19 protein-coding genes are annotated in these 17,268 nt (G+C 60.6%); 11 read left to right on the plus strand and 8 right to left on the minus strand.

The genetic code is table 11. The features are described 5' to 3' along the window. Positions 1 to 281: 281 nt before the first annotated feature. Complete coding sequence (locus tag B2J77_RS04010; protein WP_078478032.1) at positions 282 to 761, minus strand: Lrp/AsnC family transcriptional regulator; 480 nt, start codon at positions 759 to 761, stop codon at positions 282 to 284. A 127-nt stretch (positions 762 to 888) separates the two neighbouring features. Between B2J77_RS04010 and B2J77_RS04015 the strand changes: the two genes are divergently transcribed. Then, complete coding sequence (locus tag B2J77_RS04015; RefSeq protein ID WP_058637170.1) at positions 889 to 2,085, plus strand: methionine gamma-lyase; 1,197 nt, start codon at positions 889 to 891, stop codon at positions 2,083 to 2,085. 276 nt (positions 2,086 to 2,361) lie between these two features. On the opposite strand, the gene B2J77_RS04020 is transcribed toward B2J77_RS04015, so the two are convergent. Next, positions 2,362 to 2,799: a YhcB family protein gene (locus B2J77_RS04020; protein WP_023534478.1), complete on the minus strand. Its 438-nt coding sequence runs from the start codon at positions 2,797 to 2,799 to the stop codon at positions 2,362 to 2,364. 135 nt (positions 2,800 to 2,934) lie between these two features. On the opposite strand from B2J77_RS04020, the gene B2J77_RS04025 reads away from it, so the two are divergent. From B2J77_RS04025 to zapE, 3 genes are all read left to right on the plus strand, one after another. Further along, positions 2,935 to 3,570: an alpha/beta hydrolase gene (locus tag B2J77_RS04025; RefSeq protein WP_058637169.1), complete on the plus strand. Its 636-nt coding sequence runs from the start codon at positions 2,935 to 2,937 to the stop codon at positions 3,568 to 3,570. A 25-nt stretch (positions 3,571 to 3,595) separates the two neighbouring features. Then, the gene (locus B2J77_RS04030; RefSeq protein WP_058637168.1) at positions 3,596 to 4,945 is read left to right on the plus strand and encodes a tryptophan--tRNA ligase; all 1,350 of its coding nucleotides are present in this window, start codon (positions 3,596 to 3,598) and stop codon (positions 4,943 to 4,945) included. A gap of 158 nt (positions 4,946 to 5,103) precedes the next feature. Continuing rightward, on the plus strand, positions 5,104 to 6,198 hold the full coding sequence (gene zapE, locus B2J77_RS04035) for a cell division protein ZapE (protein ID WP_058637167.1): 1,095 nt from the start codon (positions 5,104 to 5,106) through the stop codon (positions 6,196 to 6,198). 69 nt (positions 6,199 to 6,267) lie between these two features. On the opposite strand, the gene B2J77_RS04040 is transcribed toward zapE, so the two are convergent. Together B2J77_RS04040 and B2J77_RS04045 are read right to left on the minus strand one after the other, a co-directional pair. After that, positions 6,268 to 7,164 carry a GlxA family transcriptional regulator gene (locus tag B2J77_RS04040; RefSeq protein WP_167338593.1) on the minus strand — a complete coding sequence of 299 codons (897 nt, stop codon included), beginning with the start codon at positions 7,162 to 7,164 and terminating at the stop codon, positions 6,268 to 6,270. Positions 7,165 to 7,401: 237 nt separating this feature from the next. Further along, positions 7,402 to 8,442 (minus strand): NADP(H)-dependent aldo-keto reductase, encoded by a 1,041-nt coding sequence (locus B2J77_RS04045; protein ID WP_058637166.1) that lies wholly within the window; start codon positions 8,440 to 8,442, stop codon positions 7,402 to 7,404. Between the two features lie 258 nt (positions 8,443 to 8,700). Between B2J77_RS04045 and rplM the strand changes: the two genes are divergently transcribed. The 7 genes from rplM to B2J77_RS04080 all read left to right on the plus strand — a co-directional run bounded on the left by rplM (position 8,701) and on the right by B2J77_RS04080 (position 13,564). Further along, positions 8,701 to 9,129, plus strand: a complete 429-nt coding sequence (rplM, locus tag B2J77_RS04050; RefSeq protein WP_003260798.1) for a 50S ribosomal protein L13 — start codon at positions 8,701 to 8,703, stop codon at positions 9,127 to 9,129. 14 nt (positions 9,130 to 9,143) lie between these two features. Continuing rightward, complete coding sequence (gene rpsI, locus B2J77_RS04055; protein WP_003251821.1) at positions 9,144 to 9,536, plus strand: 30S ribosomal protein S9; 393 nt, start codon at positions 9,144 to 9,146, stop codon at positions 9,534 to 9,536. A 261-nt stretch (positions 9,537 to 9,797) separates the two neighbouring features. After that, on the plus strand, positions 9,798 to 10,391 hold the full coding sequence (gene petA / locus B2J77_RS04060; protein WP_023534417.1) for a ubiquinol-cytochrome c reductase iron-sulfur subunit: 594 nt from the start codon (positions 9,798 to 9,800) through the stop codon (positions 10,389 to 10,391). After that, positions 10,391 to 11,602: a cytochrome b gene (locus B2J77_RS04065; protein ID WP_078478033.1), complete on the plus strand. Its 1,212-nt coding sequence runs from the start codon at positions 10,391 to 10,393 to the stop codon at positions 11,600 to 11,602. Before petA ends, B2J77_RS04065 begins: the two co-directional genes overlap by 1 nt. Then, the gene (locus B2J77_RS04070; RefSeq protein ID WP_058604943.1) at positions 11,602 to 12,381 is read left to right on the plus strand and encodes a cytochrome c1; all 780 of its coding nucleotides are present in this window, start codon (positions 11,602 to 11,604) and stop codon (positions 12,379 to 12,381) included. The genes B2J77_RS04065 and B2J77_RS04070 overlap by 1 nt, the downstream gene beginning before the upstream one ends. A 117-nt stretch (positions 12,382 to 12,498) precedes the next feature. Then, positions 12,499 to 13,122 (plus strand): glutathione S-transferase N-terminal domain-containing protein, encoded by a 624-nt coding sequence (locus B2J77_RS04075; protein WP_078478034.1) that lies wholly within the window; start codon positions 12,499 to 12,501, stop codon positions 13,120 to 13,122. Between the two features lie 10 nt (positions 13,123 to 13,132). Then, a complete protein-coding gene (locus tag B2J77_RS04080) occupies positions 13,133 to 13,564 on the plus strand; it encodes a ClpXP protease specificity-enhancing factor (RefSeq protein WP_058604945.1) in 432 nt (143 codons plus the stop codon). A gap of 87 nt (positions 13,565 to 13,651) precedes the next feature. Here B2J77_RS04080 and B2J77_RS04085 read toward each other — a convergent pair whose 3' ends face one another. The 4 genes from B2J77_RS04085 to B2J77_RS04100 all read right to left on the minus strand — a co-directional run bounded on the left by B2J77_RS04085 (position 13,652) and on the right by B2J77_RS04100 (position 17,095). Continuing rightward, entirely contained in the window at positions 13,652 to 14,230 is a 579-nt protein-coding gene (locus tag B2J77_RS04085; RefSeq protein WP_058604946.1) for a BON domain-containing protein, read from the minus strand. After that, positions 14,227 to 14,820, minus strand: coding sequence for a phosphoheptose isomerase (locus tag B2J77_RS04090; protein ID WP_012274070.1), 594 nt, complete (start codon positions 14,818 to 14,820; stop codon positions 14,227 to 14,229). The genes B2J77_RS04085 and B2J77_RS04090 overlap by 4 nt, the downstream gene beginning before the upstream one ends. 86 nt (positions 14,821 to 14,906) lie before the next feature. Further along, entirely contained in the window at positions 14,907 to 15,278 is a 372-nt protein-coding gene (locus B2J77_RS04095) for a YraN family protein (protein ID WP_058604947.1), read from the minus strand. After that, on the minus strand, positions 15,278 to 17,095 hold the full coding sequence (locus B2J77_RS04100; protein WP_078478035.1) for a penicillin-binding protein activator: 1,818 nt from the start codon (positions 17,093 to 17,095) through the stop codon (positions 15,278 to 15,280). Before B2J77_RS04100 ends, B2J77_RS04095 begins: the two co-directional genes overlap by 1 nt. Positions 17,096 to 17,268 lie beyond the last annotated feature (173 nt).

Genomic DNA, 17,268 nt, shown 5'->3' on the forward strand with positions numbered 1-17,268 from the left:
AAGTGCTGCCGGCCTACAGCCTGTTCGACAACTTGGTCAAGCAGGCATTTGGTTAGGCTGGCGGGCGTCTAGAGCGGCTGCGGGCATTGTTTATCGCTCGGAACTTGTCCTAGGCTCTGTATGAAAAGTCTTGAGACGAAGGTCAGGCAAGGCGAAAACAGCCGAGGAACGGTCGGAGTCGCGTTCGACTTTACGGGTTGTAAATGAGCATTCCGACCGGGCTGGCGATCCAGGCTATTTCCAACCCAGCATCACCGAGTATCAAGGCTTTTACACAGAGCCTAGATATGCTTCTCCGACATAGGTATCACTCGTTTTTCCTTCACCGCCTTGTAGGAAAAGCTCGAATAAATTTCCTTCACTCCCGGCAGACGCTGAAGCACCTCACGGGCAAATTCTCCGAAGGCCTCTAAGTCCTTGGCCACGATTTCCAGCAGAAAATCGTACCGCCCGGAAATGTTATGGCAGGCCACAATCTCGGGTATCTCCATCAGCCGCTGCTCGAATGCCAGCGCCATGGGTTTGGTGTGGGAGTCCATCATGATGCTGACGAAGGCAGTTACTCCGAACCCTAGCGACTTGGGTGAAAGTGTGGCCCGGTAGCCAGTGATATAACCGTTCTCTTCCAGCAGCTTGACCCTGCGCCAGCAGGGCGAAGTGGTCAGCGATACCAGGTCCGCAAGCTCGGCGACGGTGAGGCGGGCATTATTCTGCAAGGCCGCGAGCAGTGCGCGGTCGATGCGGTCCAAGGGTGCAGGCATGCTTTGCCCTCAAGTATTCACGGTTCTTGTTTTTGTTCCAAAGCAGCGCTGATGGGCTGGTCATTTTGGAAAAATGCTTGGGTTGCAGTGGCATAAGCTTAGATCAAACCAACAAGAGGCTGTTGCCATGCGCGACTCCCGTCACGACAACGGTTTTTCAACGCGTGCCATCCATCACGGCTACGACCCGCTCGCGCACGGCGGCGCACTGGTACCACCGATCTACCAAACCGCTACCTATGCCTTTCCCACCGTCGAATACGGCGCGGCGTGCTTTGCCGGTGAACAGGCCGGACATTTCTACAGCCGTATCTCCAACCCCACGCTGAATTTGCTCGAAGCGCGCATGGCTTCGCTTGAAGGCGGGGAGGCGGGCCTTGCGCTGGCATCGGGGATGGGCGCCATCACGTCCACGCTCTGGACCTTGCTGCGCCCGGGCGATGAGTTGATCGTCGGGCAGACCGTGTATGGGTGCACCTTTGCCTTCATGCACCATGGCATCGGGGCGTTTGGCGTGACCATCCGCCACGTCGACCTCAACGATGCCGATGCGCTGCGCGCTGCGCTCAGTGACAAGACGCGCATGATCTACTTCGAGACCCCCGCCAACCCGACCATGCGGCTGATCGACATTGCCGCTGTGGCCGAAGCGGTACGCGGCCGCGATGTGCTGGTGGTAGTCGATAACACCTACTGCACGCCTTACCTGCAACGGCCGCTGGAACTGGGCGCTGATCTGGTCGTGCATTCGGCCACCAAGTACCTCAGCGGCCATGGCGATATCACCGCCGGCCTGGTGGTGGGCCGCCAGGCACTGGTCGATCGCATTCGTCTGCAAGGGCTCAAGGACATGACCGGGGCGGTGTTGTCACCCCAGGACGCCATGCTGCTGATGCGTGGCATCAAGACCCTTGCCCTGCGCATGGACCGGCATTGCGCGAACGCCCAACAGGTTGCCGACTACCTGTCGCGTCAGCCGCAGGTGGAGTTGATTCACTACCCAGGCTTGCCGTCGTTTGCGCAGCACGACTTGGCCAAGCGGCAAATGCGCCTGCCCGGCGGCATGATCGCCTTCGAACTCAAGGGCGGCCTTGGCGCCGGACGCCGCTTCATGAATGCGCTGGGCCTGTTCGCGCGCGCTGTGAGCCTGGGTGATGCTGAGTCGTTGGCCCAGCACCCGGCAAGCATGACCCACTCAAGCTATACACCCGAAGAGCGGGCGCAGCACGGTATCTCCGAGGGGCTTGTGCGTTTGTCGGTAGGGCTTGAGGACATTGAGGACCTGCTGGCAGATGTGCAACAGGCGTTGCGCGCCTGCGCATGAGGGTGCGAGGAAGTGCTGCCCGCTGCCTAGTCCAGAGACGGCGAGGGCATTCTGGTGGTGCTGGCGAGAGAGCCAGCGCAACCAAAAGGAGCGTCACCATGAAAGCATCTGCATACCCACTTGATCTGATCATTCGCCACGCTGGCGGAGAGGACGACGAGGGCGGTCATTCTTGGCGCAAGCCTTGACCTGAAGGGCGTCCCCCTATCGCAGCGGGACACCTGGTCGATGGTGATCGTGCATTGAAAAAGGCCTCTTCCGAGGCCTTTTTCAATGTCAGTGCTTCAGACCATAGCTCTCGTCGAGCATGCCCGGTGAGTTGGGCGTTTTCGGTGCATAGTCGCGCGGCACTTCGGCGGTGTCTCTGGGCGGCGTCAGGCGACTGTGCGGACCGTGGGAGCTTTCCGAGTGCAGCGCTGCCAGCAGGCGTTGACGCGTCACTTCGTCCAGGGCCAGGTTGTTGGCGCCGTCGGCCAGATGATCCTGGACATCCTGATAGCTCTGGTTGAGCTTTTTGACCAGTACGGCGGTGCTGTTGAAGTGCGTCACCACCTGGTTCTGGTAGCTGTCGAAACGCTGTTGGATGTCATCGAGCTGGCGCTGGCTGCTGCTGGGCGCAGCGTTGGGCAACAGGCGCGCCACGACGAAACCGACGACCACACCGATGACCAGGGCCAGGGTAGGCAACAACCAAACAAGGAGCGAGAGTTCCACGAGTCCTTCCTCTATAAACGGCTTTGCTTTACGTTAACGGCTCAGACCTGCGCTGTATACCGCGAGCGATCGCAAATCAGAACAGAATTCCTCACCTAGACGAATCGACCTCCCCCAAGGTCACGGAGTAGTGCCTTGCTTGTCCGCGAAACCCCTCTGTTCATCGACGGCCCCAGTGGCCCGCTCGAAGCCCTCTACCTGGACGTGGCAGACGCCCGTGGCGCCGTGCTGATCTGTCACCCCAACCCGGTCCAGGGCGGCACCATGCTCAACAAGGTGGTTTCGACATTGCAACGCACGGCCCGGGATACCGGGTATGTGACCCTGCGTTTCAACTACCGCGGCGTCGGGCAGAGTGCCGGCAGCCATGACATGGGACAAGGCGAGGTGGCTGATGCTCAAGCCGCTGCCGCCTGGCTGCGGGCGGCGCATCCCGGGCTGCCCTTGGTGCTGATGGGCTTTTCCTTCGGCGGCTTCGTGGCGACCGCCCTGGCTGGCCGCCTGGAAGTCGAAGGCGTTGCCTTGCAGCATCTGTTCATGATCGCCCCGGCCGTCATGCGCCTGACCGAGCAATTCCCCGTGCCGCAACGGTGCCCGGTGACCCTGGTGCAACCCGATGCCGACGAAGTCGTTGCACCGACGCTGGTTTACGAGTGGTCCGACAGCCTGTCGCGCCCCCATGAGCTGCTGAAAGTGGCAGAATGCGGACACTTCTTCCATGGCAAGCTGACCGACCTCAAGGATCTGCTGCTGCCACGCCTTTCGAACTGAGCCAAGCCTGAATAAGCGAACACCCATGACCACGCGTATCCTTACCGGTATCACGACCACCGGCACTCCGCACCTGGGCAACTACGCCGGTGCCATCCGCCCGGCCATCCGAGCCAGCCAGCAGCCTGGCGTGGACTCGTTCTACTTCCTGGCCGACTACCACGCCCTGATCAAGTGCGACGACCCGCTGCGCATCCAGCGCTCGCGCCTGGAAATCGCCGCCACCTGGCTAGCCGGTGGCCTGGATCCGGACAAGGTGACCTTCTACCGCCAGTCCGACATTCCGGAAATCCCCGAGCTGACGTGGCTGCTGACCTGCGTTGCGGCCAAGGGCTTGCTCAACCGGGCCCATGCCTACAAGGCATCGGTGGACAAGAACGTCGAAAACGGCGAAGACCCGGACGCCGGCGTCACCATGGGCCTGTTCAGCTACCCGGTGCTGATGGCGGCGGACATCCTGATGTTCAACGCCAACAAGGTGCCGGTTGGCCGTGACCAGATCCAGCACGTGGAAATGGCCCGCGATATCGGCCAGCGCTTCAACCACCTGTTCGGCCAGGGCAATGAGTTCTTCGCACTGCCGGAAGCGGTCATCGAGGAAAGCGTGGCTACCTTGCCCGGCCTGGATGGGCGCAAGATGTCCAAGAGCTATGACAACACCATCCCGTTGTTCACCAGCGCCAAGGACATGAAGGATGCCATTTCGCGCATCGTGACGGACTCGCGCGCGCCGGGTGAAGCCAAGAACCCGGACGACGCGCACCTGTTCACGCTGTTCCAGGCCTTCTCCACGCCTGCACAGTGCGCCGAGTTCCGAGCCGAGCTAGAGCAGGGCCTGGGTTGGGGCGAAGCCAAGCAGCGCCTGTTCCAGCTGCTCGATGGCCAGTTGGCGGAAAAGCGCGACTATTACCATCAGCTGATCGCGCGGCCTGCGGACCTGGAGGACATCCTCCTGGCAGGCGCGGCCAAGGCGCGCACCATCGCCACGCCGTTCCTGGAACAGTTGCGCGAGGCCGTTGGCCTGCGTTCGTTCCGCAGCAGCGTGCAGACCACGGCGAACGTCAAGAAGAAGGTCGCCAAGAGCGCGCGCTTCGTCAGCTTCCGGGACGAAGACGGCAGCTTCCGCTTCCGCTTGTTGGCTGCCGATGGCGAGCAACTGCTGTTGTCCCGCAGCTTTGCCGATGGCAAGAGCGCCGGTGCCGCAAGCAAGCAGTTGCAGCAAGGCGATGGGGTCGATATCCGCGCCGAGGGGCTGGGCTTTGGTGTGTGGCTCAAGGGTGAGCCGGTTGCCGACGGTGCCTCGTTCGACAGCGAACAAGCCCGTGATGCAGCCATCGAGCGTCTTCGTGCAGCGCTTGAGCCGCAACAGGACTGATCGACGGACGGAATGTGCCCGCCCTCTGGCCTGATGATCAGGGCACTATCATCGGGCTCTGGTTACCGGTATGGGGCATATTGACGCAAGTCGCATTGCCATTAGGCGGGCCGCTCGCTACAGTGACGGCCCGTTTTTTGTTGCCTCGCTAACGAATCATGACTCCCCTAGAACGCTATCAAGCAGATCTGAAACGTCCCGATTTCTTTCATGACGCGGCGCAGGAAACTGCGGTGCGTCACCTGCAGCGCCTGTACGACGACCTGGTGCAGGCCCAGAACAACAAGCCGGGTGTATTCGGCAAGTTGTTCGGCAAGAAGGAGCAGACCCCGGTCAAGGGCCTGTACTTCTGGGGCGGGGTAGGGCGAGGCAAGACTTACCTGGTCGACACCTTCTTCGAAGCGCTGCCGTTCAAGCAGAAGATGCGCACGCACTTCCACCGCTTCATGAAGCGTGTCCACGAAGAGATGAAAACCCTCAAGGGCGAGAAGAACCCCCTGACCATCATTGCCAAGCGCTTCAGCGATGAGGCCAAGGTGATCTGCTTCGACGAATTCTTCGTCTCGGACATCACCGACGCCATGATCCTGGGCACCCTGATGGAGGAGCTGTTCAAGAACGGTGTTTCCCTGGTGGCCACTTCCAACATCGTGCCGGACGGCCTCTACAAGGATGGCCTGCAACGTGCACGCTTCCTGCCGGCCATCGCCATGATCAAGCAGTACACCGATGTGGTGAACGTCGACAGCGGTGTCGATTATCGCCTGCGCCACCTTGAGCAGGCCGAACTGTTCCATCACCCGCTCGACGAGGCGGCGCAGCAGAGCATGCGTGCCAGCTTCAAGGCGCTGACGCCCGAGTGCACCGCAGCGGTCGAGAACGACGTGCTGATGATCGAGAACCGTCCCATTCAGGCGCTGCGCACTTGCGACGATGTGGCCTGGTTCGACTTCCGCGCCTTGTGTGATGGGCCGCGAAGCCAGAACGACTACATCGAACTGGGCAAGATCTTCCATGCGGTCCTGCTGAGCAACGTCGAGCAGATGGGCGTGGCAAGCGATGACATCGCGCGTCGCTTCATCAACATGGTCGACGAGTTCTATGACCGTAACGTCAAGCTGATCATCTCGGCCGAGGTGGAACTCAAGGACCTGTATACCGGTGGGCGCCTGAGCTTCGAGTTTCAGCGCACGCTGAGCCGACTGCTGGAAATGCAGTCTCACGAATTCCTGTCCCGCGCGCACAAGCCTTGAGACCCTGGGGCTGCCTGGCAGTCCACCGCCTGATTGCCGGCGGTGGGCTGTCAGGCAGCCCGATTGCGCTCAGGCTTCTTGCATAAACTGCTGGCGATACTGGTTCGGCGACAGGTCGGTGTGCTGGCGAAACAGCCGGGCAAAGAAGCTGGCATCGTCATAGCCCACCTCGTAACTGATGGTCTTGATGCTCTTGCGCGTGCTCGACAACAGTCCCTTGGCCGTCTCGATGCGCAAGCGTTGCAGGTAATGCAACGGCTTGTCCCCGGTCGCGCCCTGGAAGCGGCGCATGAAGTTGCGAATGCTCATGCCGTGGTTACGGGCCACGTCCTCGAAGCGGAACTTGTCTGCGAAGTGCTCTTCGAGCCAGTGCTGGATCTGCAAGATGATCAGGTCCTGGTGCAGCTTCTGGCCGCCAAAGCCCATGCGTCCCGGCGTGTAGTTGCGCTGCACTTCGTACAGAATGTCGCGCGAGACGGCCCGCGCCACATTGGCCCCGCAAAAGCGCTCGATCAGGTAGATGTACAGGTCGCAGGCCGATGTAGTGCCGCCGGCGCAGTACAGGTTGTCGGCGTCGGTCAGGTGTTTGTCCTGGGTCAGGCGTACTTGCGGGAAGCGCTCGGCAAAACTGTCGAAGAAACGCCAGTACGTGGTCGCTTCCTTGCCGTCGAGCAGACCTGACTCGGCCAGCCAGAACACGCCACTGGCCTCTGCACACAGCACGGCGCCCCGGGCATGCTGTGCCTGCAGCCAGGGCAGCACCTGCGGATAACGTTGCAACAGGTTGTCAAAATCGTCCCAGAACGCCGGAAGAATAATCACGTCGGCATCATCCAGGCCGCCGTCCACCGGCAGCTGCACGTTGCTGAAGCTCTCGACCGGCAACCCGTCAGGGCTGACCAGGTGGATCTCGAACATGGGCTGCAAGCCCAGGCCTAACTGTTTGCCGTAGCGCAAGCTGGCCAGGTGAAAGAAGTCCTTGGCCTGCATCAAGGTCGAAGCGAATACCTTGTCAATGGCCAGGATGCTGACGCGCCGCAACGACGCGGAGGGTTGGGTAAACATCATTGTCATTGTTCTTATAGGATGGAGTGGTCAATCACTGGCTGGATCGTCTTATTTTTTACGGGTCGTGTCTAGCCTGGTAGATCGCGCCGCCCGCTGCACGGGTAAGCCGTGAAGCAAGCGGCGTTGGGTGCGTGCTCAGGGCGCGGGGTTGGGCTGGTCCTGATGAACGGCCTCGATGGCTGCCAGCAGCTCGTCATTGAGGGTGAGTTCGAGGCAGGCCAGGTTGCTGTCCAGTTGCTCGAGGCTGGTAGCGCCGATGATGTTGCTGGTCACGAATGGCTGACGGGTAACGAAGGCCAGGGCCATTTGCGCCGGATCGACACCGTGGTCCCGGGCCAGCTGTACATAACGTTCGCAAGCGGCCACCGTCTGTGGGTTGGAATAGCGGGCAAAGCGGCTGAATAGGGTCAGTCGCGCCTTCTCCGGGCGGGCGCCGCCTTCGTATTTGCCCGAGAGCATGCCAAAGGCCAAGGGCGAGTAAGCCAGCAGGCCGCACTGCTCCCGGATGGCGATTTCGGCAAGCCCCACCTCGAAGGTGCGATTGAGCAGGTTGTAGGGGTTCTGGATAGAGACGGCCCGAGGCCAGCCACGGCTTTCGGCCAGCTGCAGGAATTTCATGGTGCCCCAGGGGGTTTCGTTGGACAGCCCGATGTGGCGGATCTTGCCCGCGCGCACCTGCTCGTCGAGCACCTCCAGGGTTTCTTCCAGTGGCGTGAAATGGTCCTGGGCCAGATGCTGGTAGCCCAGCTTGCCGAAGAAGTTGGTGCTGCGTTCAGGCCAGTGCAGCTGGTAGAGGTCGATGCGATCGGTCTGCAGGCGCCGCAGGCTCTCTTCCAGTGCCGCGACGATGTGTTGCCGGTTGTGCCTGAGTTGACCGTCGCGGATATGGCTGATGCCATTGCCGGGGCCGGCCACCTTGCTGGCCAGTACCCAGTCGTCCCGATCGCCCTGGCGGGCGAACCAGTTACCGATGATGCGCTCGGTAGCGGCATAGGTTTCCGGCCGCGGGGGTACCGGATACATCTCGGCGGTATCGATGAAGTTGATGCCCGCGGCCTTGGCCCGGGCAATCTGTTCGAATGCCTGGGTCTGATCGTTCTGCTCGCCCCAGGTCATGGTGCCCAGACACAGCGCGCTGACTTGGAGGTCGGTGCGACCCAGCTGACGGTAGTCCATCGGTTGCTTGCTCCTTGGCTATGGTCATTCATCAAAGCAGGTTGATATTTTTCCCGCAATCTGGATAATTCAGCCCCTCTCCGCGTGGCGGAAGTGATGCACCATCACGCAGGAAGAACCCCGTCGAACATTGGCGTGCCTGACCCGAGCCCCCAAAAGCGTCAGCGTTCGGCTGCGCGCTTGCCCTTGGCAAGCTGTGCACTATCCAGTAAGATTCGCCGTCTATTTTTCGCTGGGCGGCCTCTGAGGCTTTAGAGAATGAAAACTTTTACTGCTAAACCGGAAACAGTAAAGCGCGAGTGGTTCGTAGTCGACGCCGCTGGCCAGACCCTGGGTCGTCTGGCTACCGAAATCGCTAGCCGTCTGCGTGGCAAACACAAGCCAGAATACACCCCTCACGTTGATACCGGCGACTACATCGTCGTCATCAACGCCGAGCAGGTTCGTGTGACGGGTGCCAAGTCTTCCGACAAAATGTACTACTCCCACTCCGGTTTCCCAGGTGGTATCAAGGAAATCAACTTCGAGAAGTTGATCGCCAAGGCCCCTGAGCGTGTTATCGAAACTGCGGTCAAAGGCATGCTGCCGAAGAACCCGCTGGGTCGCGACATGTACCGTAAGCTGAAAGTGTACGCGGGTGCTGCTCACCCACACACTGCTCAGCAGCCTCAAGAACTGAAGATCTAACGGGATAGTTCATTATGTCGGCGACTCAAAATTACGGCACTGGCCGTCGCAAGACCGCAACCGCTCGCGTATTCCTGCGTCCGGGTACTGGTAACATCTCCATCAACAACCGTTCTCTGGACGTGTTCTTCGGTCGCGAAACCGCTCGCATGGTTGTTCGCCAGCCACTCGAGCTGACCGAAAGCGTTGAGAAATTCGACATCTACGTCACCGTTTCCGGTGGTGGTGTCAGCGGTCAGGCCGGTGCGATCCGTCACGGTATCACCCGCGCCCTGATGGAATACGACGAAACCCTGCGTGGCGCTCTGCGTCGTGCTGGCTACGTCACCCGCGACGCTCGTGAAGTCGAGCGTAAGAAAGTGGGTCTGCGTAAAGCGCGTAAGCGTCCTCAGTACTCCAAGCGTTAATACCGCTTCGGCAGTCGAAAAAAGCCCGGTTCCTTGGAACCGGGCTTTTTTTTGCCTTGAATAATTTACCCGCTCGTCGGTGAGCGCCTTTCCCATAGACGTAGATCAAGCAAAGCGTGGGTAGTGGCCGTGCAGCCCGGTAATCACCTTGTCAGTGTGTGGTTTTGTTACTTACCATGGCGACCAATTTTTAGCGCCACAGACACAACGTAGGTACGAGCCTGGTTCAACAGGCCAAGCAAGCTGATGGGAGAGGACTGAATGAGCAATGACGGCGTCAACGCAGGCCGGCGCCGCTTCCTCGTAGCCGCGACATCCGTGGTCGGGGCAGCGGGAGCAGTGGGGGCTGCGGTACCGTTCGTGGGGTCATGGTTCCCCAGTGCCAAGGCGAAAGCTGCAGGCGCACCGGTAAAGGTCAACATCGCTAAGGTCGAGCCAGGGCAGCAGATGGTCGCAGAATGGCGAGGGCAGCCTGTGTTCATCGTGCGGCGAACGGCTGAGATCCTCGGCAACCTCAAGAAAATCACCGGCGAATTGTCAGACCCTGATTCCCAGGCATCGGACCAGCCGACCTACGTCGATCCGCAAGTACGCTCCATCAAGCCGGAGATCCTCGTGCTGGTTGGTCTGTGCACGCACCTGGGGTGCTCGCCCACCTTCCGCCCGGAAGTGGCCCCCGTCGACCTCGGTCCCAAATGGGTCGGAGGCTATTTCTGCCCGTGCCATGGTTCCCACTACGACATGGCAGGGCGAGTGTACAAGTCGCAGCCGGCACCGCTGAACCTGCCGGTGCCGCCCCATGCCTACGAGTCCGACGAGATCATCGTCATCGGTATCGACCAGGAGAACGCATGATGAGCAAGTTCATGGACTGGATCGACGCGCGTTTCCCTGCCACCAAGATGTGGGAAGACCACCTCAGCAAGTACTACGCGCCCAAGAACTTCAATTTCCTGTACTTCTTCGGCTCCCTGGCCTTGCTGGTGTTGGTCAACCAGATCGTCACCGGGGTCTGGCTGACGATGAGTTTCACGCCTTCGGCCGAAGAGGCCTTCGCCTCAGTCGAATACATCATGCGTGACGTGGAATACGGCTGGATCCTGCGCTACTTGCATTCGACGGGTGCGTCGGCCTTCTTCATCGTGGTCTACCTGCACATGTTCCGCGGCCTGTTGTATGGCTCCTACCAAAAGCCCAGGGAGCTGGTATGGCTGTTTGGCATGCTGATCTACCTGGCGCTGATGGCTGAAGCGTTCATGGGCTACCTGCTGCCATGGGGGCAGATGTCGTATTGGGGTGCCCAGGTGATCATCTCGTTGTTCGGGGCCATTCCCGTCATTGGTGATGACATCACCCAGTGGATTCGCGGCGACTACCTGATCTCGGGCATCACGCTCAACCGCTTCTTCGCCCTGCATGTAGTGGCATTGCCGATCGTCATCCTGGGCCTGGTGGTGCTGCATATCCTGGCCCTGCACGAAGTCGGCTCTAACAACCCCGATGGCATCGACATCAAGAAGCACAAGGACGAAAACGGTATCCCGCTGGACGGTATTCCGTTCCACCCGTACTACACCGTCAAGGATATCGTCGGGGTGGTCGTGTTCCTGTTCGTGTTCTGCGCCGTGGTGTTCTTCTTCCCGGAAATGGGCGGGTACTTCCTGGAAAAACCCAACTTCGAACAGGCCAACGCCTTCAAGACCCCCGAGCACATCGCGCCGGTGTGGTACTTCACGCCGTTCTACGCCATCTTGCGCGCCGTACCGGACAAGCTGATGGGCGTGATCGCCATGGGCGCAGCCATTGCCGTACTGTTCGTGCTGCCCTGGCTGGACCGCAGCCCGGTTCGCTCCATGCGCTACAAGGGCTGGATAAGCAAACTCTCCCTGCTGGTGTTCTGCGTCGCCTTCATCGTCCTCGGCGTGCTGGGGGTACTGGCGCCAACGCCTGGGCGTACCTTGCTGTCGCAGGTGTGCACGTTCCTGTACTTCGCCTACTTCCTGCTGATGCCGTTCTACACAAGGCTCGAGAAGACCAAACCGGTTCCGGAAAGGGTGACTGGCTGATGAAAAAGTTGATTGCTGTATTTCTCCTGGCAGTGATGCCTGCATTCGCCCTTGCTGCAGAGCATGGCGTGGAACTGGACAAGGTCGATATCGACTTGAGCGACAAGGCAGCGATGCAGGACGGTGCGCGCACGTTCGCCAACTACTGCATGGGGTGCCACAGTGCCAAGTTCCAGCGCTATGAGCGGGTGGCTGATGACCTGGGCATTCCCCACGACGTGATGCTTGAAAACCTGGTGTTCACCGGGGCCAAGATTGGCGACCACATGCAGATTGGCATGAAACCCAGCGATGCCAAGACCTGGTTCGGTGCCGCGCCACCCGACCTTACCCTGGTGGCACGGGTCAGAGGCGCCGACTGGCTGTACAGCTATCTGCGCAGTTTCTATGAAGACCCATCGCGGCCCTACGGTGTGAACAACAAGGTCTTCCCGAACGTCGGCATGCCGAACGTGCTGGTTGGCCTGCAGGGAAACCAGGTGATCGGCTGCAAGCAGGTGCAGACGGTGGTGGATGGCAAGAAACAATTTGACCCCTTGACCGGCACGCCGTTGACCCATGAAGCCTGCGATCAGCTGACCATCACGCCGAATTCCGGTACTCTGACCACCGAGCAGTTCGACGAGAAGGTCAAGAACCTGGTGACCTTCCTGGCCTATTCGGCCAACCCGGTCAAACTGGAAAGCCAGCGCATTGGTACCTACGTATTGCTGTACCTGGCTTTCTTCTTCGTATTCGCCTACTTGCTCAAGCGTGAATACTGGAAGGACGTGCACTGATCACGCAGTAACCTCTGGTTGTTGAACGCGCCTGTGGCGCACTGGTAGTTATGCCAGTGCGCCACAGGCGCGTTTTCATTTACAGTTTTACAAGCATCCCTCGAGAGGAGGCGCTACATGGGCGTAACCAATGGGTTAGCCTGCTATTCCGACCCTGCCGATCAATACTCGCATCGGGTTCGCCTTGTGTTGGCCGAAAAGGCCGTTGACGCGCACATCACCAACGTCGATACCGACAAGATTCCGCCGCGGCTCGCCGAACTGAACCCGTATGGCAGCGTGCCGACCTTGGTTGATCGGGATTTGGTCCTGTATGAGTCGTCGGTGATCATGGAGTACCTGGAGGAGCGCTATCCGCATCCTCCGCTGATGCCGGTCTATCCGGTGGGGCGTGGCAATAGCCGGTTACTGATGCACCGTATCCAGCGTGACTGGTGCAGCCTGGCTGATCAGATTCTCGACCCACGCACCGGTGAGGCTGCCCGTGCAGAGGCTCGCAAGGCGCTGCGCGAGAGCCTGACCGGTGTCTCGCCGCTGTTTGGCGAGTTCGCCTGTTTCATGAGCGATGAGCAAAGCCTGGTCGATTGCTGTCTACTGCCCATACTCTGGCGTCTGCCGATGATGGGTATCGAATTGCCGCGGCAAGCCAAGCCGCTGCTGGATTACATGGAGCGACAGTTCGCCCGGGAGTCATTCCAGGCAAGCCTGTCGTCCGTTGAACGCGAAATGCGCACGCTTTGAGGAGCTGTTGATGAACTCCAGTCGCCCCTATCTGGTTCGAGCACTGTACGAGTGGATCGTCGACAACGATTGCACACCCCATATGTTGGTCAATGCCGAGTACCCGAAAGTACAGGTGCCGGAAGGTTTTGCCAGTGATGGCCAGATCGTCCTGAATGTGTCGCCCAGCGCTGTGCGCAGTTTGCACATGGACAATGACGCCGTCAGCTTCGAAGGCCGTTTTGGCGGCGTGCCCCATTCGTTGTTCGTGCCCATTGGCGCGGTACTGGGTATTTATGCCCGCGAAAATGGTCAGGGCATGGTTTTCGAGTTGGAGTCTTCGATGATGGAGGACGAGGAAATCGAGGACGATCAGGAGCAGCCTGATGATGATGGGCCGCCAGAAGGCGGCGGGCAGCCACCGCGCCCGAGCGGTCGGCCAAGTTTGAAAGTGGTGAAATAAGAAAAGGCGATCCGCAAGGATCGCCTTTTTAGTACTGTCAATAGGCTAGGTGCGCGAGGGCCTGCGCGGCCTGGCGTGCTCAAGTGTTCAGTCGATGTACTCGAACAGTTTCACGATTTTTTGCACACCAGACACGCTTTGCACGACGGCAGTGGCGGCATTGGCCTCCTGCTGGGTGACGAGCCCCAACAAATACACGATGCCATTCTCGGTGATCACTTTGATCCGCGAGCTGGGTACTGCTGTATCGGCCAGCATCTGAGTCTTGATCTTGGTGGTCAACCACGCATCGTTGTTGCGCGCCAGGATGGAGGAGGGCTGCATGACCTGCAGTTCGTTATGCACCTTCTTGACGCGCTGGACTTGGCTGGCCGTCTGTTCGGCAAGGCTTTTGAGGTCGGCGCGTGGCGTCTGGCCAGCCAACAGAACGATGCCGTTGTAGCTGCTGACGACGATGTGCGAGCCCTTGTCGAGGTCCGGGCTTGCCTTGGCGATGTTCACCGATGCCTTGGTCTCGATCAGTGAATCGTCGATCTTGCTGCCAATGGTGCGAGTGCCTCGGTCGTCCTCGATGGGCGAATTACGAGCAGAGTTGAGTACCGAACTGCAGCCGGTGACGCTCAGGCACAAGGTCAAGGCCATGAGGCCAATGCGCATAGGGGTCATTCTTCACTCCCGAACAGTTGGCTGTCGATCAGATCGCACAGGCAATGGATCGCCAGCAGGTGGACTTCCTGGATGCGAGCGGTCACCGTCGAGGGTACCCGAATCTCGACGTCCTCTGGCAGCAATAGCGAGGCCATGCCCCCGCCGTCGCGGCCCGTCAATGCTACGACAATCATTTCGCGGTCATGTGCGGCCTGGATGGCCTGGATGACGTTGGCGGAATTGCCGCTGGTGGAGATGGCCAGCAGAACATCCCCGGGTTGGCCCAAGGCGCGGATCTGCTTGGAAAACACCTCGTTGTAACTGTAGTCGTTGGCAATCGAGGTCAGGGTCGAGCTGTCAGTGGTCAGCGCGATTGCTGGCAGGCTGGGGCGTTCGCGTTCGAAGCGGTTGAGCAGCTCCGAAGAGAAATGTTGCGCATCGCCGGCCGAGCCGCCGTTGCCGCACGCGAGCATCTTGCCCTCGTTGAGCAGTGCGTTGACCATGACCAGGCTGGCCTGCTCGATGTGCGGTGCCAGGATGTCCATTGCCTGTTGCTTGGTATCGATGCTGGCCTGGAACAGCCGGCGGATTCGGGATTGCATGTCCATCTGGTGACCTTAAATGGGGCGGAGGCCGTCGCGGCACGCGACGGTAATCAGCCCGCGAAACATAGAGCAAAAAGAACGAAGTGGGTTCAGCATTCGAAGGCGTTTTTCAACCATTCGAGCGGCTTGCCAGCATGATGGCTGCCTTGAAGGGCGACCACGTCGAAGCGGCAAGGACAGTTGCCCCATTGAGGTTTCTGATGCAGGAACAGGCTGGCGGCAAGCACCAGCCGCTTCTGCTTGCGCTGATCGATACTGCCGAGGGCGCCACCGTAGTGCGCGTGCAACCGATAGCGGACTTCGACGAATACTACTGTATCGGCGTCGAGCATGACCAGATCAAGCTCGCCTCCTTTGCATCGCCAGTTGCGGTCAATCAGCTTCAGGCCATGCCCTTGAAGGTACTCAAGGGCATGGTTTTCCGCCGCTTGCCCAGCATGGCTTGGCGAGGCAGCGGTCATCAGCGGGGCGTATCAGGGAGGCGCTTGACCTGGCCGCCGGCGAACTCTGCCCACGGCAACTGACGCTCAACGCGCTGGCTGGCATTGATGCCGAGGTTGCCAGACAGGCCCTGGATACGGCTGTCCGGCAGGGCCTTGAGCTGACCGAGGCGCGGGGCCAGGGTGTAGGCGTCTACACCCATGGCATACAGGCGGCCCAGGCTCCCCGCCGCTTGCGGCCATTGCTGTACCACCTGCTGGCGGAGGCTGTTGCTGCTGTCGAGCAACCATGGGGTTTCACAGAAACGGATGCCGTTCATGTCGTTGTACTGGTTCACATCGCCGCTGGCGCTGTACAGGTTGGAAGTGGCATAGACTGGCACGTCACCTGCGTACTGGAAGTTCAGCGTCGGCTTGATCTGCTGCGCCTGCTGTGGGGTGGCTGCCAGGAACAGGAAGTCGATGTCCTGGCGACGTGCCGGCTGGGCAGCGATGCTGCCGCCCACGGTGCTTTGCACGCTCTTGGCGCGCCCTTCGCTTTGGCGCAGCTGGAACAGGTCGGCAATCTGCTGGGCCAGTGCCACGGGCTGGGCAATACGCTCTGCAGCCAGCAGTGTACCGCCGTTGCTCTCCCAATCCTGACGGAACGCGGCCAGGACACGATCGCCCCATTCACCGCTCGGCACCATGGCAACGGCGCGGACCATGCCGTCTGCGCGGGCCCTGCGGGACACCTCGCGGGCCTCGTCCTCGGCGGCAAGGCCGAACTGGAACAGTTGAGGCGGCGCCTTTTGACCCGCGTCGGCATAGTTCAGTGCCAGGGTGGTGATCGGAAGCTGCGGCTTGGCAGCCAATTGCTTGACCAGGGGTTTCTCCAATGGGCCAATGACAAGCTGCACGCCGTCGGCCTGCGCCTGTCGGTAGAAGTCGTCCAGCGACCCGATGCGGGAGCTGTCGACCATCTGCACGGACGGGGCGGGTTGCCCGGATTGCTGGGCCTGGAAGTGGGCGGCCATGAACCCGTCACGCAGCGCGCGCGCCACACCGGCCAATGGGCCTTCCTGGGGAAGTAGCAGGGCGATACGCGTCAGAGGCTGGCTAGCCAGCTCCTTGAGCTTGGTGAGGGCAGTGGGCAACTGTTTCGCGGCAGGATGATCCGGGTGCTGTTTGACCCAGTCGTCGATGGCTGCCTGTTGCTGCTCCAGGGTGCCGGCGCCCTTGACGGCCAGGGCGAGGCTGGACCAGCCCGCCAGGACCGGATCGTTGGCGGGCTGTTGCAGCTGCTCGGTCGACAGCGAGGCGACAAGTGACCAGATGGCATCGTGGTTGGCGCTGGCGGCTTGCCCGCTGAGCAGCGGTGCCAACAGCACACGCTGCTGGGCAGCGGCCATGGCCTGCCCGTCGGCCTCCAGAGCGGCGGCATGTACCGAATAGGTGCGCACCTGCTGTTGCGCAGGCAATTCGGGCACGTGCTGCAGGCTGGGATGCTGCAGCGCGCTCAAGGCAGCCTTGGGTTGGTTGCGGCTCATGGCAAGTTCGGCGGTTAGCGTGACGGCGAACACCTGCTGGGCGGGCTTGAGCGTGTCTACCTGGACTTGTTCGAGAATGCGTGCGGCGCGCGGGAAGTCCTTCTGCTGATAGGCCATGTCTGCGGCGCTCAGGCGCAGCAGTGCGGCATCTTCGGCAGACTTGCTGGAGGTCGCCCGTTCGAGCAGTTGCTCGATGCTGGCATCCGGCGTACGGGGCAGCTCGCCAAGGCTGGATGAGGGCGAACTGGCGCAGGCTGCCAGCAGGGCAGCGAGACAGAAGGCTGTGAGCAGCCGCAGGCAGGCGATCATGTAATTGTCCTGTTACTCGATCAAGTTGGCTGGCGATTGTACCCAAGCGCTGGCCGGGGCGCGATGTCGCCGTGTGGAAGCTTCACTATAGGCCTGCTGTGGCGCAGCGGCGTTCAACTTCTTTGCGCGCTGTTGCGGGTGCTCGGGCTACAATGCCTGCTTTGATTTCAATG

Origin of the sequence: Pseudomonas parafulva (assembly GCF_002021815.1) — a bacterium.
Classification (GTDB): Bacteria; Pseudomonadota; Gammaproteobacteria; order Pseudomonadales; family Pseudomonadaceae; genus Aquipseudomonas; species Aquipseudomonas parafulva_B.

Coding starts and splice junctions, on each gene's coding strand:
- B2J77_RS04010 (WP_078478032.1), bottom strand. CDS start 761: ATGCCTGCACCCTTGGACCGCATCGACCGCGCACTGCTCGCGGCCTTG.
- B2J77_RS04015 (WP_058637170.1), top strand. CDS start 889: ATGCGCGACTCCCGTCACGACAACGGTTTTTCAACGCGTGCCATCCAT.
- B2J77_RS04030 (WP_058637168.1), top strand. CDS start 3,596: ATGACCACGCGTATCCTTACCGGTATCACGACCACCGGCACTCCGCAC.
- zapE (WP_058637167.1), top strand. CDS start 5,104: ATGACTCCCCTAGAACGCTATCAAGCAGATCTGAAACGTCCCGATTTC.
- B2J77_RS04045 (WP_058637166.1), bottom strand. CDS start 8,442: ATGGACTACCGTCAGCTGGGTCGCACCGACCTCCAAGTCAGCGCGCTG.
- rplM (WP_003260798.1), top strand. CDS start 8,701: ATGAAAACTTTTACTGCTAAACCGGAAACAGTAAAGCGCGAGTGGTTC.
- rpsI (WP_003251821.1), top strand. CDS start 9,144: ATGTCGGCGACTCAAAATTACGGCACTGGCCGTCGCAAGACCGCAACC.
- petA (WP_023534417.1), top strand. CDS start 9,798: ATGAGCAATGACGGCGTCAACGCAGGCCGGCGCCGCTTCCTCGTAGCC.
- B2J77_RS04065 (WP_078478033.1), top strand. CDS start 10,391: ATGAGCAAGTTCATGGACTGGATCGACGCGCGTTTCCCTGCCACCAAG.
- B2J77_RS04070 (WP_058604943.1), top strand. CDS start 11,602: ATGAAAAAGTTGATTGCTGTATTTCTCCTGGCAGTGATGCCTGCATTC.
- B2J77_RS04075 (WP_078478034.1), top strand. CDS start 12,499: ATGGGCGTAACCAATGGGTTAGCCTGCTATTCCGACCCTGCCGATCAA.
- B2J77_RS04080 (WP_058604945.1), top strand. CDS start 13,133: ATGAACTCCAGTCGCCCCTATCTGGTTCGAGCACTGTACGAGTGGATC.
- B2J77_RS04085 (WP_058604946.1), bottom strand. CDS start 14,230: ATGACCCCTATGCGCATTGGCCTCATGGCCTTGACCTTGTGCCTGAGC.
- B2J77_RS04090 (WP_012274070.1), bottom strand. CDS start 14,820: ATGGACATGCAATCCCGAATCCGCCGGCTGTTCCAGGCCAGCATCGAT.
- B2J77_RS04095 (WP_058604947.1), bottom strand. CDS start 15,278: ATGACCGCTGCCTCGCCAAGCCATGCTGGGCAAGCGGCGGAAAACCAT.
- B2J77_RS04100 (WP_078478035.1), bottom strand. CDS start 17,095: ATGATCGCCTGCCTGCGGCTGCTCACAGCCTTCTGTCTCGCTGCCCTG.